The organism is Paenibacillus sp. FSL R7-0189 (assembly GCF_037969925.1).
Lineage (GTDB): Bacteria > Bacillota > Bacilli > Paenibacillales > Paenibacillaceae > Paenibacillus_AQ > Paenibacillus_AQ odorifer.
This window is the reverse complement of sequence record NZ_CP150223.1, coordinates 4574440-4587223: the sequence shown is the minus strand read 5'-3', so window position 1 is coordinate 4587223 and position 12784 is coordinate 4574440. Positions and strand designations below refer to the sequence as shown.

17 protein-coding genes and 1 pseudogene are annotated in these 12784 nt (G+C 41.9%); 6 read left to right on the top strand and 12 right to left on the bottom strand.

The window, feature by feature from the left end; genetic code table 11:
• Positions 1-4 precede the first annotated feature (4 nt).
• On the bottom strand, positions 5-235 hold the full coding sequence (locus tag MKY63_RS19920; RefSeq protein WP_036676022.1) for a hypothetical protein: 231 nt from the start codon (positions 233-235) through the stop codon (positions 5-7).
• 136 nt (positions 236-371) lie between these two features.
• On the opposite strand from MKY63_RS19920, the gene MKY63_RS19915 reads away from it, so the two are divergent.
• Positions 372-941 carry a thymidine kinase gene (locus MKY63_RS19915; RefSeq protein WP_036676019.1) on the top strand — a complete coding sequence of 190 codons (570 nt, stop codon included), beginning with the start codon at positions 372-374 and terminating at the stop codon, positions 939-941.
• Between the two features lie 64 nt (positions 942-1005).
• Here the strand turns inward: MKY63_RS19915 and MKY63_RS19910 are convergent, their stop codons facing one another.
• Positions 1006-1524 carry a DinB family protein gene (locus MKY63_RS19910; RefSeq protein ID WP_076213649.1) on the bottom strand — a complete coding sequence of 173 codons (519 nt, stop codon included), beginning with the start codon at positions 1522-1524 and terminating at the stop codon, positions 1006-1008.
• A 137-nt stretch (positions 1525-1661) separates the two neighbouring features.
• Here MKY63_RS19910 and MKY63_RS19905 point away from each other — a divergent pair, with 137 nt between their 5' ends.
• The 3 genes from MKY63_RS19905 to MKY63_RS19895 all read left to right on the top strand — a co-directional run bounded on the left by MKY63_RS19905 (position 1662) and on the right by MKY63_RS19895 (position 3308).
• Positions 1662-2327, top strand: coding sequence for a hypothetical protein (locus tag MKY63_RS19905; RefSeq protein ID WP_139332061.1), 666 nt, complete (start codon positions 1662-1664; stop codon positions 2325-2327).
• A 504-nt stretch (positions 2328-2831) separates the two neighbouring features.
• Entirely contained in the window at positions 2832-2951 is a 120-nt protein-coding gene (locus tag MKY63_RS19900) for a cyclic lactone autoinducer peptide (protein WP_139329854.1), read from the top strand.
• A 21-nt stretch (positions 2952-2972) separates the two neighbouring features.
• Positions 2973-3308: a LytTR family DNA-binding domain-containing protein gene (locus MKY63_RS19895; RefSeq protein ID WP_036676016.1), complete on the top strand. Its 336-nt coding sequence runs from the start codon at positions 2973-2975 to the stop codon at positions 3306-3308.
• Positions 3309-3882: 574 nt separating this feature from the next.
• Here the strand turns inward: MKY63_RS19895 and MKY63_RS19890 are convergent.
• From MKY63_RS19890 to MKY63_RS19870, 5 genes are all read right to left on the bottom strand, one after another.
• Positions 3883-4191, bottom strand: a complete 309-nt coding sequence (locus MKY63_RS19890) for a hypothetical protein (RefSeq protein ID WP_036676014.1) — start codon at positions 4189-4191, stop codon at positions 3883-3885.
• A 122-nt stretch (positions 4192-4313) separates the two neighbouring features.
• Positions 4314-4973 carry a helix-turn-helix transcriptional regulator gene (locus tag MKY63_RS19885; RefSeq protein WP_036676012.1) on the bottom strand — a complete coding sequence of 220 codons (660 nt, stop codon included), beginning with the start codon at positions 4971-4973 and terminating at the stop codon, positions 4314-4316.
• Positions 4974-5891: 918 nt separating this feature from the next.
• On the bottom strand, positions 5892-6008 hold the full coding sequence (locus MKY63_RS19880; RefSeq protein ID WP_235219374.1) for an S-layer homology domain-containing protein: 117 nt from the start codon (positions 6006-6008) through the stop codon (positions 5892-5894).
• Positions 6009-6107: 99 nt separating this feature from the next.
• Complete coding sequence (locus MKY63_RS19875; protein WP_038572498.1) at positions 6108-6521, bottom strand: hypothetical protein; 414 nt, start codon at positions 6519-6521, stop codon at positions 6108-6110.
• Positions 6522-6638: 117 nt separating this feature from the next.
• Positions 6639-7556: a LysR family transcriptional regulator gene (locus MKY63_RS19870; RefSeq protein ID WP_339809687.1), complete on the bottom strand. Its 918-nt coding sequence runs from the start codon at positions 7554-7556 to the stop codon at positions 6639-6641.
• Positions 7557-7720: 164 nt separating this feature from the next.
• On the opposite strand from MKY63_RS19870, the gene MKY63_RS19865 reads away from it, so the two are divergent.
• Entirely contained in the window at positions 7721-8470 is a 750-nt protein-coding gene (locus MKY63_RS19865; protein WP_036676006.1) for an SDR family oxidoreductase, read from the top strand.
• Between the two features lie 78 nt (positions 8471-8548).
• Here MKY63_RS19865 and MKY63_RS19860 read toward each other — a convergent pair whose 3' ends face one another.
• From MKY63_RS19860 to mobB, 4 genes and pseudogenes are all read right to left on the bottom strand, one after another.
• Entirely contained in the window at positions 8549-8839 is a 291-nt protein-coding gene (locus tag MKY63_RS19860; protein WP_036676004.1) for a MazG nucleotide pyrophosphohydrolase domain-containing protein, read from the bottom strand.
• Positions 8840-8993: 154 nt separating this feature from the next.
• The gene (locus tag MKY63_RS19855; protein ID WP_036676344.1) at positions 8994-9479 is read right to left on the bottom strand and encodes a molybdenum cofactor biosynthesis protein MoaE; all 486 of its coding nucleotides are present in this window, start codon (positions 9477-9479) and stop codon (positions 8994-8996) included.
• A 240-nt stretch (positions 9480-9719) separates the two neighbouring features.
• A pseudogene (locus MKY63_RS19850) lies at positions 9720-10049 on the bottom strand (NTP transferase domain-containing protein); the annotation flags it as partial.
• The gene (gene mobB, locus MKY63_RS19845) at positions 10033-10704 is read right to left on the bottom strand and encodes a molybdopterin-guanine dinucleotide biosynthesis protein B (RefSeq protein WP_339813580.1); all 672 of its coding nucleotides are present in this window, start codon (positions 10702-10704) and stop codon (positions 10033-10035) included. The gene mobB and the pseudogene MKY63_RS19850, both read right to left, overlap by 17 nt.
• A 134-nt stretch (positions 10705-10838) precedes the next feature.
• On the opposite strand from mobB, the gene MKY63_RS19840 reads away from it, so the two are divergent.
• Positions 10839-11552, top strand: coding sequence for a YwiC-like family protein (locus tag MKY63_RS19840; protein ID WP_169744792.1), 714 nt, complete (start codon positions 10839-10841; stop codon positions 11550-11552).
• Positions 11553-11743: 191 nt separating this feature from the next.
• Here the strand turns inward: MKY63_RS19840 and moaA are convergent, their stop codons facing one another.
• Positions 11744-12760 (bottom strand): GTP 3',8-cyclase MoaA, encoded by a 1017-nt coding sequence (gene moaA / locus MKY63_RS19835; protein WP_339809683.1) that lies wholly within the window; start codon positions 12758-12760, stop codon positions 11744-11746.
• Between the last annotated feature and the right edge of the window lie 24 nt (positions 12761-12784).

Genomic DNA, 12784 nt, shown 5'->3' with positions numbered 1-12784 from the left:
TTTTCTATTCGTACAGTGCATCCCTTAACCGAGTTGACATCGTGGAAGCCTGTCCAGTTTTCAGAATTGCTCGACGCAGTGCTTTATTACTCCGATTCAATTCCACCAAATCCGCCATCATTTCTTCCAGCAAGCTTTCAGTGTCACTGGATAAATCTCCATTCTGCTGCAAAAGAGCTAACCGTTCCTTATATTCGTCTAATCTTTCAGTCACACTTATTACTTCCTTTCCCATCTCTTATTACCTCTTATCATACCACATCCAATCAATCGCAATGTTTTCACTGGATACATCCGATCCGAATATGATACTCTAATATGGTCGCATTTTTAAGTTATAATCAATGGTTTTTACGAAAGGATAGATGGAAGTGGCACAATTGTTTTTCAAATACGGAGCAATGAACAGTGGTAAATCTATTGAGATACTCAAGGTTGCACATAATTATGAAGAGCAGGGGAAATCGGTGCTTATTTTCACTCCATCCATAGACGACCGGGACGAGGTTGGTTTTATTTCTTCTCGTATTGGGCTTCGGAAACAAGCGATCCCCATCGATGAGAACACAGATATTTATAATATCGTCAGCAGTAACCAACCTAAACCACACTGTGTACTTATTGATGAATGTCAATTTCTAAGCAAGGAATGTATTCTCCAGCTAGTGCGTATCGTTGATGAGCTGGGCATTCCGGTAATGGCCTTCGGACTTAAAAATGATTTTCAGAATCAGTTATTTGAAGGCAGCAAATATATGCTGATCTACGCTGATAAAATCGAGGAAATGAAGACGATCTGCTGGTTCTGCGAGCGCAAAGCTACTATGGCTCTAAGAGTAGAAAACGGCAAGCCCGTATATAGCGGCAAGCAAATCCAGATTGGTGGCAATGAAGCTTACTATCCGGTATGCCGTAAATGTCACAAGAATCCACCGCTATAGCCGTGTATAAAAAGCATCCCAAAGCCATAAAGGCTGATGGAATGCTTTTTTGATTAAGAAGATATTACCCTAAATATCTTTCTTTAAGAATATTCAAATGATGATGGTCATGTCCAATCATAATGCAGGCCTGAGCTCTCGCAGAAAGAGTAGTCTCGTTAACCGTTCCCTTCCGGATCCATGCTTCCTCCGGCAGAGTTTCCATTAGGAGTAATGTCGATTCTCGAACAAGCTTGTAATGGGCCAGCAATACTTTTAAAGTGTGCGCTTCGAAATTGGCGGTAAGTACGTAGTCTTTCTCTTCAAAACCCGGCAGTGGAGTCGTATCCCCTCTGGCGATGCACAATAAACGGTAGGACATGATTCTTCCGGTATCAGCCAGATGTCCGACCATTTCCTTGATACTCCATTTCTCCGGAGCGTAACGATAGTCCCCTTGTTCTTCCGTTAGATTCGAAATAAAAGTGCAAATCTCATCCGTCTGCTCTCTAAAAATAGTAATGATGTCTCCTTCAGCTGGCACTAAATCGACATATTTTGATAATTCTTCGAGATACTCACTGCTTTCTGGACGTCGACCCATGTCTAAACCCCTCTCATTTTGAATTTTTTTGAAAAAATAGGAGGAAAATTATACTGTAGTTGTTGTATTTTAGCTCATTTTATACGATACTTGCAATAATAGGGTTGGTTAAACTAGAAGTCATCGGGAGTGTCGGCATGCTAGATTTTATTCTTTTTATGATATTTTCAATACTAGAGACTTATGCAATGTTTTTTCTGGCTTTCAAAATCTTCAAAATTGATCTATATCATAAAGAGATGGTGTTTGCTAGTTTTATTATGGGCTTTTCTTCTTATACAATTAGGATCAACTATGGGATGTTTCCATTAGATATTTTCTCACAATATGCACTAATGTTTTGTTTTATGTGGATGTTATTCCGGATTCATCCCTTCTACGCTTCTATATTAACCGGGATGACCTATCAAGCATACTTGGTGATTCAGACCAGTCTTATGTATCTATTAAACTCTGTAATCATCATGCCTCTAAATATCTTGAACCCGATTACCAAAAACATGATCACAATGCAGGTTTTATCAGCATTAACCGCGATTCTCATTGGTATGTATGTAGGTCATAAACGTATTGGATATGACTTTGTACCTGATAAACCCGATGTAAAAATTAAACCAACGACTAATGAAAAAATATTATTCGCTCTTAATCTTCCTACAATAATTGTCGTTACTTCACTCAACTACTTTTTTGAATCTCGTTTCTTTTTCATAATCCCATTTCTCTATGGAATACTATTATGGGGATATCTATATTTCTCATACAAAAAGGACAGAAATAATTATGAATCATTTATCTCTTAAAATTGTTGAGTTCATTAAGAAAAGTAATCCAGAGCAAACGCATTCTATTGAAATCATGCATTATGCCCTTAGCATTATTCTGAATACTTTATTAATTATTATGACTTCATTATGCATTGGCGGGCTCACTGGACAGCTAAAAGAAACATTCTTAGCCTTATTCAGTTTCATACTCCTAAGAATGTCATCTGGTGGTGTGCATTTAAAATCCGCAAGGTCCTGCAATATTGTATCTATCTTTATCTGTTCACTTATCCCTCATATTACCTATCTAATACATAACCATTTGATTTGGATTAATCTTTTTTCTTTACTTGTAATGATCTTATGTGCTCCGAATCCTGATGCTAATGCTCAAATCCCCAAAGAATGGTATTTGGGTTTAAAGATCATTTCCATAATTCTGGTTTCTTTGAATTTTTGGATCCATTCGTCTGTCATTGGATTGGCATTTTTAGTTCAATCCTTTACAGTTATAATCCCATTACAAAGGAGGTCAATCAGATGAAAAAAACCTTAGCTCGTTATGCTTCTAACCTACTGGGTACTTCTGCTCAAGTTTTCACAAAAATTCTAAAACCAGCAGCTTACAGCCCTGAAATTCCAAAAGAACTGCGCAAGTAATTAAACAAGGATGGGGAAAAGATGCGTGTCTTACAGAAAGACGGTTCCTCTAGTGATATTCTAGAGGAAGATATATTGTATTTCTCGAATTATAAAAATACAATATTCGTCCATACGAAAGAAGGCGAATTTATTCTCCCCACCACGCTTTCCGATCTTTCCGTAGCGTATGAGGGTAAGGGATTCGAACGCCTTGACCGCAGCAATGTCGTCAATATCAACAACATAGAAGGCTATGATCCCGGGCGGAAGATTGTATGCTTTAATCAAGGTACGCAGTTCACTACTGTTTCGGAATCCAATGAACCGCGCCTTAAGAAGTATCTTGCTTCACAAAAGAAAAAACCGTCAGAATAAAATTCAGTTTTTTAATAATCCCGGCATGTTCACGCATGCCGGGATTATTTTATTAAAAATTGAAACTTTTTAGCAATTTCCTCAAAATCGCACATTATGCCATAATAATCCTCAAATGTAAAGATAAATTCGTAGGATGAATGACAGGAGACGGATCCTATTCCAAATGATACCATATAGATAAACCTATAATAAAAACAATTAATGATGGAGGATCATAATGAATTACTATTTTCATCCCTCTCCACGGCCCTCATCTCTGGAATCTATATCTGACGAGGATTTACTAAGAATCTATGAGCTAGCGGTTGATGCCCATGCGTTACCGGATTTCATTGAAATTATTAAAGATATCATGAGAGGTAGAAATCTCATAGATTCTGAAAGTATATAACATCCCCTTCCCCATTAAATTCACACTGCGCATGGTACACATTATTCTCCAGCTTCAACCAACAATAAGCTCCTTAGGTCGCCTTAAGTTAAGTACATAAACATAAAAAAGGTAGAGCCTCCGCGGCCCTACCTTTTTTATATGCACATATGATGGTTAATCTCAGATAAAAATAATGCTCTATTCTGTAATTTCTGTTTTGAAAACATTCTCCAATTTGCCGCCGAGTCTTTTCTTCAAAGGAACTTTAATATCTCTGCCCAATTCTTTAAAGAAAGTTTCAACATCACATTTCACATTTTTTGCAGTTGCGATTACCGCACCATCACCAACAATGTTTTGATTCGCTTCAAGAGGAACATCAACTTCGATGTCATACTTTTTGGATAATGTCTTGATGTAACGTGCGAAGATCTCCAGCAATTCCTCGTTATTAAAATTCTCTATAGCGACTTTGCCCTTGCTGGTAAACTTCATGTTAATTTTCATTATTAATATCCCCTTTTCTGTCAAACCATTTTTAGTTGTTAGTTTATGGATCAAGATGAATAGATGGCTGCAAGAAAGGGCAACATTCATTCATTTTTGAGATCATTAGCAAAAGGCATACATTATTTATAAGCACCCTTTATTTGTTGTACTTTAAACTGAGTAAATTCTTTAAGTGCTTGTATGACCTGATCCTGTTCCTCTTCCTTCAGTTCATAAACGCACTCCCGTAGCCACTCGCCAAATAGAAAGGCTTGACGCCCTTTACGGGGGCTCTTTCTTAAGGAGTCGAGGTTACCCTCAAACTTATCGTTCAGGACATCGGTCAGATTGTATTTCTCAATCTTCTCTATTACCATTCCTGCCCCATATTCCGTTTCGTAAACTATAACTTCATTCGAATCAAAGGAAACGTACGATGTTTCTTTCCCTTCCTTCGCTCTGAATTCCTTAAGCTTGTTAAAGGCTGTCTCGTAGATGTAATCTTGAGACTGTTTGAGCTGTGGCAGCTCATATCCTTGCTTCAAGGTCTTGATATATTCAATATCTGGCATATAATCTGCCAAATGGTACATCCGATTCTTCAGATCCGTTCCAAGCGCTTCAATGATCTTGTCCAGATTGTCTTTAAGCGGAATGCTCTCTCCACGTTCGATTTTGCTGAGCTGTGAGTAACTTATACCGCTCTTTTCTTCCAGTCCTCTTAAGGTTAACCCTCTCGTCTTTCTGATGTGCCGAATGAAATTACCCAGCTCATCGGGATAGTTCTCAAAATCATTCATGGGAGTCACCTCCCTACTATCATAACACAACATAACAATTTGTGTTGGCTAATAACAATTATTCCTTGTTTTTACTTGCCTCTGAAGAGTAATTCCCAGTATTCCACGCCCAATATAACCCTATATTTACAAAATACCGGAAAAAGACTCGGCGCTCGTCTGTAAGGATTTGGAATATGCTCGATACTCGCCTCAGTTTTACTATACGCTTAAACCCCATCTGTATTCTGCATCTTATCTTCCGTTTACTGACTCAGTTTACTTACTTTACTCATCTAGCTCACCTTCTCAACTTGCTCACTTTACTCACTTGACTTACCTAGCTCACTTGGCTCACATAGCTCACCTTACTCACCTTATTAACTCAATTCTACTTCATCGGACCGAGGAGACCTTATTAAGCTGATTTCTGCCATTCTGCTCAGCTATCGGACTCAAATGCAGCTATTCATTAAAATATATTACGATTCCGTGCAAAAGTATGACAATAAGAGCTATGGAGTCCGAAAAATTGGAAAAATAGACCAAAAAGTTAAAATAGCGGCAATACAGTCCGTTACGATCCCAAACCATCGAGGCTATCTGTTAAAACAAACTTTCTTGATAAAAGTAGCTCGTCCGAGCCAAACTTACCAAGTGTGCATCGCTGTTGGCGCACTTTAGCTTTAGCGTACCTCAGTGAGCGTACTTTAGCTTTAGCACACCTCAGCGAGCGTGCCTCAGCTTTATCGTACCTTAGCGAGCGTGCCTTAGTTCTCTGTTCTCCATATACACTTACCTTTTGTGTCTCACCCTTATTTTTACTTTTACTCCGCTTCCCCCTCAGTGTATTCATGCGTGCGTATCCTGCGTATATCCCACTAATCCAATTATCAAAAAAACAGCCAGTCCCCATAAACCTGAGACTGGCCATAATCATTACTCCATAACACTCAGCAGGTTGAGGATCATCTGTGCACTTTCAGCACGTGTTCCGTTTTGGTCCGGTGCAAATTGCCCTTCAGCACGTCCTTGCATCAAACCAAGTCTGTACACTTCACTGATTGCCTCTTGAGCCCACTGTGGAGCAAGACCAATATCATTGAATGCCGAAATGTTACGGCTAGCTACAGATACACTACTCTTGGTGTAAGCTTAAAGTCCATTGGGAACACCCGTAGCAAAACCGGGGATTTCATAGAAATCACCGTTGATCCCTGCGATCACTCGGTTTCCAGGCGAATCCGCATACATGGCCATTTCGGTAACGCCCTTCATACCGTATACCTTTCCATCCTTCGTACCTGCCCGCAGCTCCAAATTTCCTTGTTGCGGGTTGAACTCCACTGCATGTATCTTTTGTAAACCACGTTCATTCTGGAGATCTATCCAGGTATACATCGCCCCGGGTGCAAGCTCTGTTTGGCGAACATCAATAACGGTTCCGTAATCTGTTGCTGGTAAATATAAATCAGAAATGGAAGCGCGAACAATTGCACCCGGTTGTAACAACGAAATCAACAAAACAAAGATAATAACAACATTAATTTGCCTAAGATACCATCTCACTGTGTTGACATCCTCCCCACTTGGCTGTCCTAATATCGATCTGAGCTTGGACAACATCATAGGGTTAATATTAACTAGGAAGCGTAAAGGTTAGATAAAATTTACCAAGGCATACTGTTAACTTCGTCTAATCATTTCATCAAATTCATGCTTTAGCCTGTTGATAAATCTCCGGGCGGTCTGGGAGGTCTGTTTTGAAGCAGAGACAATAGCTCCTGAATATTTCGCACGGGTATCTGGTGATCGTAACTCGATGGTTTTCATGAAGGCAGAAGTCATCTCTGATATTTTAAGAAACGAATAATCCAGACCAATTGTGATGGCCAGTCCTTCTGCAACTGCATTCTCAATCGCCCGTGTGTTGTTACTTACAAAAAGCAAATTGATCGGCCCATAGCCAGATAAATATCGCTCTACATAGTCCTTAATGTAAGAATCATCGTATAAAACCAACGTCTGCCCCACTAACTGAGCAGGTGTAAGGATGGAATTCAGGGCAAGCGGTGAGTGTGGATGTACACCAACTACAATCTTTCCTTCCACTAACCGTTCAAACTTAACCCCTTTATATTTGTCAGGCATTCCTTCCGGCGAGACCATAAGTCCAATGTCCATTTCATCCTGAAGTACATTATCCAGAATTTCTTTAGGTCCCTTTTCAAAAATCTCTATTTTCACTTTTGGAAAATCTGCCTTAAAGCTAGAGATTACCTTCACCATCAAATGCATGGGTCCAGGTATCGTAGCAATTTTCAAATGACCACTTAACGTATCGCTGTAAATCTGTGCTTCTTCTTTTAATTCATTTACTTTCATCAGGACTTCATTTGCTTTGCTAATAATGGCATTTCCTTCTGCTGTGGGAACCGCCTTTTGCCCGCGCGAACGGATGAACAAAGTAACTCCCAGCTCAGCCTCCAGCATGGTAATGGACTGGCTCATTGCGGATAGAGTGATATGACGATTCTGAGCTGCTTTGGTTAAAGAACCAATCTTTGCGACTTCTACGATATTCTCGCACTGCTCCAAATTCATTTGAATCACCCCTTAAGTTAATCTTTACTTAATAACTATTAAATTTACTTAAATTTTAATTAATTTAGACAAGTGCTACAATGTAAATAAGTTAGTAAGTAACCATTTTTACTATATCAACTTTCATTTCTAGTATAACTATATTGCTCGAGGAGGAAACTCAAATGACAGACAAAAGAGTAGCCGTAATAACAGGTGGAGCCAGTGGAATCGGGAAACAAACCGCCATTAAATTTGCAAGTAAAGGTGATCAAGTTGTCGTTGCCGATTTCAATCAACAATTAGGTGAAGAAACGGTAGCACAAATTATTAAAGATGGTGGCGAAGCTATTTTCGTCAAAACTGACGTCTCAAAATACGAAGAAGTTGAAGCACTCGTTCAGAAAACTGTAGATACTTATGGAAGAATTGACGTAATGTTCAACAATGCCGGCATCGGCCGCGTCACTCCTGTACTAGACCAAGACCTTAAGGATTATCATAGTGTCATTAATGTCAATCAGCATGGCGTAGCCCATGGGATTATCGCTGCTGGTAAAAAAATGCGTGAGCTCGGCATTAAAGGTGTGATCATCAATACAGCTTCTGTATTTGGATTCCTAGCTTCCCCAGGTACATTCGCATATCACGCTTCCAAAGGTGCGGTCATTATGATGACTAAATCCGCAGCACTAGAACTTTCCGTCCATGGTATCCGCGTGCTTGCCGTTGCTCCAGGCGCTGTAGATACGCCAATTATCCAAGGATATAAAGATCAAGGAATGGTCGACCAAATGAAGAGTAAAGTAATGGGTAACAAATTAACATTGCCTGAACAAGTTGCAGACACTGTATACTTGCTCTCCTTACCAGAAGCTAGTGCAATTAACGGTAGTGTTGTAATGGCTGATGAAGGTTATGCTTCATTTAAATAAAATTTCGGGTGAAAAAAATCCAAGGCTTCCCACAGGGGAGGTCCTTGGATTTTTTTTATAGTATTCAATAGGTACACCTTACTCCCAAGTCCTCTGTTCATTAATCTCCAGCTTACGTTTAAAAGCCTGCTCCAGATCAATGCCAAGTTTATTGGCCAGATCAAAAATATTCCACACCACATCGTACATCTCGTATCCCAAGTTTTCTTTCCGCTCTGCATCTGGATGAAAAGATACGGACAAAACTTCTTTGGACAACTCCCCAACCTCAGTCATTAAGTACAGCATTCTCTGCTCAATGGTGCTGGTATCAAACCCTTTGATTTCACTGAACTCCTTAACATACTGTTGAAACTCTGCTGCATTCATTTCCTTACGCCTCGCTTTTTGGGTAAAAATCCCTATGTTCTATTGCTGCCTTAGGTTTAGATGGCTTGAATTGATTTATATTATACTACAAGGCAATTCGAGCAGTACTCATTTATGTTCTTTGCTTCCTCCCCTGCTTCATTAATAGCCGCCTCTACTTCTTATCTTCTGCAGGAACATCCGGAAATAATGGCCGCCCTTCCGGATAGGTTAATTGATTCAGCTGATCGCCAACCCATGCTTCGCCGTCTTCGCCCATTTCTTTTTTCCAAATAGGCACGATTTCTTTAATCCGGTCAATCACATATTCATTCGCTTCGTAAGCGGCCTTACGGTGCGGCGAGGATACAGCGATCACAACGGCGATATCAGTGATTTCAAGTTTTCCTATCCTATGGGTTACAGCAACCATAGTATTTGGCCAACGCTCATTCACTTCCTGCCCGATTCGTTCCAATTGCGCTACAGCCATGAGCGGATAAGCTTCATATTCAAGATATAATGTCCGCTTACCCTGCGTGAACTCCCGTACAGTGCCTAGGAATAAGGTAATCGCTCCCGCTTCTCTACGCAGGACTTTATCAGATACCTCCGCTGGTGTGATCGGTCCGTCTGTAATTTCAAATAATGAACTGCCCATGTGATCACTCCCTTTCGATAGATGCAGCAAATCCTTATATTGCTCAGGTGTATCTACATCTGCAGTGAAATCCTCATATATACCAGCACCAGCAAGGTCGCCCTTATCTACCCCTAACCAATGCATCGAATCTAATAATCCTGATAGCCGGTACTGTCGTGTTTCCAGTCTATCAATGATACTTGGCAAAATCAGGTGCGGCCGATATACCCCATGGAGCATCTGATGCTTACCGTTAATGATGGGAAGAACAGCATCATAGTCGCCTTCCTTGAACCGGGTGAGCATCCACGAAGCTGCAGGGGCTGAAATATTAGGACTATCGCATCCGACAACCCAAGCATAATCCGTTTCCACCCTGACAAAAGCGGCATGAAACCCGCTTAAGGGTCCATGCCCTTCATAGATGTCCGGTAGAAAAATGATACCGGATGGAAGACAATCCTCATACAGGGATGCATCATTCGTAACAATAATGATCTTGGAGCAAAGGGTACGCATCTCCTTCACCTGTCTAACAATAAAATGCTCCCCGTGATAGGTCAGGAGCGCTTTATTCCGACCCTTCATCCGGGAATTCTGTCCCCCTGCCAGTATTATTCCAGTCAGCACAATGTGCACCTCCTGTAAGGGAATCTCCTTCTCTTATGTCAGGGATTCCCATACTAGATTGAAGCAGCGACAAAGCCAGGTTGAGGACCTCCTGATCTATAAGAGCTTGATCCCTTAAAAGTAGTACAGGGGTAGTATTCTTGCTTACCACAGACGTTACACTTTTCATATTAGCGTCCTCCTCCCAGCTTAACCACATATAAATATTCGTTGCTTGACTTCGCAGATTTATCATTTCATTTACATTGCGGATCAAGGCGATTTTGGGATAATCTGCAGATTTGAACCCTTCAGCAATCAGCAGATCAACCTTACCATACATAGACTGTACGATTTCTTCTAATGAAGTCTCGGACTTCCGCATTATTCTTGTAGCCTCAGACGATGTCAGTACGGTTTCAATCGCACCGTGCAGCAGATGCCTGCTGCTGTCTGTACCCGGATCATCTAATTGAAAATGGTGAGCATCGTGTTTAGCAGACCCGACGCGTATACCTTGAGAAGATAGAGCGCGAATTAAACGGCAGGCAAGTGTTGTTTTTCCGCTATTCTTGTACCCGACAATTTGTAATACAGGAACCGGACCCTGTACTGTTGCATGATGAGATTCCATACTCACGATGTTTACTCCTTTTCTTAAAATGATTAGTGCTTCAAATCACCCGGGTCCCCTCAAGGAAAAACGTATAGTTAAAGAGTATGGCATCCTCGCATGCCATGATATTTCAGGGTAGGAGGATGTTTACTATGAAGAAGTATATCCCTAACCAGCACGGCGCCTGGGCGATGCTCGTCCTTCCCTTTCTGTTCGGGGTAGCCGCATCCCAGGGGCAACCGATACATATTCCGCTGTTTGCTTGCTGGCTTCTGATCTATTTGTTCAGTTTTCCTTTACTGCAGGGGGTGAAGACAGGAAGATTTAAACGCTATGCCCAGCCCTTGAAGGTATATGGAATTCTGCTACTCCCTTTGATCGTCTATCTGGTAGTAGCCGAACCTAAGTTGTTATGGTTTGTTCTACCGCTCGTGCCTTTGTTCGCTGTAAATCTCTATTATGCAAAAACTAAAAATGAACGTGCCCTGCTCAATGACATCTCGGCCATTTTGGCATTTTGCCTGATCATTTATCCGGTCTTCTACGTCGGTCAGGGAGAAAGCTGGCGGACAGCGACCGAGTTGTTCCTGCTGGCTGTCCTGTACTTTGTCGGAACCGCTTTGTATGTCAAAACCATCATCCGTGAACGAAATAATATTAGCTTCTATTACGGATCTGTTCTATATCACCTGCTGGTTGCAGCAGCCGGGCTGTTCCTGTTTCCATCTCTGCTTGTTCCGCTGCTCATCCTGCTTGTGCGGGCAGCTGTCCTGCCAAAGACGGGCATCACAGTAAAACGTACCGGAATCATCGAAATTGGCTTCTCCTTTATGTTATATGTGTCTGTGCTCGTGTTGTACTTCTAGTATACAGTTGTAAAAAACCAGAAAGCTCATCTGCCGGTAATCCGGGTAGAGGAGCTTCCTTGTTGTTGCGTTAGTCTATTCTGCGATCATTTCCGGATTGCTCGATCCTGGAGGTACAATAAGGATACATTGCTCAGCCAAAAATGATCTGCCATCCGGCTCGATCAACAGCTGAACTTGCATTCTGCTCTTTAACCTCCAATATAGGACATGCCGATCTTTGTTCTGTTCTTCACGGTTTGTTCTGTCCGCTCATCGGAGTAACGGTCTGTCCGCTGCTCCCATACATCCCTAATGGCTAGCAGCAGGCTTTGGTCACTCGCCCCGCTGCGGAGCATTTCCCTGAGATCAAAACCGTCTGATGCGAACAGGCAAGTGTATAATTTGCCGTCGGAAGACAGCCGGGCACGTGTACAGGAAGAGCAGAACGATTCAGATACGGAAGTAATAAAACCGACCTCGGTACAGCTACCCTTGTACCGGTACCTTTTGGCTACCTCGCCAAAATAATTATGGTCCTGTGCTTCCATTTCAAATGAGCCTTGGAGGCGCTCCAGTATTTCCCGTTTGGTTACAACCTTCTCATAGCTCCAGCCGTTATCGTTGCCGGCATCCATAAACTCGATGAACCGCAAAGTTATATTCTTATCCTTGAAATAGGCAGCCATCGGTACAATCTCCGATTCGTTCACACCTCTTTGTACCACCATGTTTACTTTGACCTCAAACCCGGCTTCTACGGCATGATCAATATGATGCAGAATTAATCCAGACGTAAAGCCCCGTCCGTTCATTTTTCCAAACCGCTTATGCTCCAAAGCATCCAAGCTGACGTTCAGTCTGCGGAGTCCCGCAGCATACAGTGGCGCTGCCTGCGCACCGAGCAGTACCCCATTCGTCGTCAGTCCCATATCTTTTACACCGCCGATAGCGCGGATTCCCGCAACAAGCTCAGGCAGATTACGCCGCATAAGCGGCTCGCCACCGGTCAACCGGATTTTGCTTACTCCAAGGGATACGAACAGCTTCGTCAGCCGGCAGATTTCCTCAAAGGTTAACAGCTCGCTTGTGGGGAGGAATGCATAATCATCACCGAACACTTCCTTCGGCATGCAGTAGGAACAGCGGAAATTGCACCGGTCTGTTACCGAAATCCGCAAATCATGGATAGGCCGTCGCAATTGATCCTGTAGTGGATGTGCATTCATGACTCTTATCTCCCTTCCGGTAGG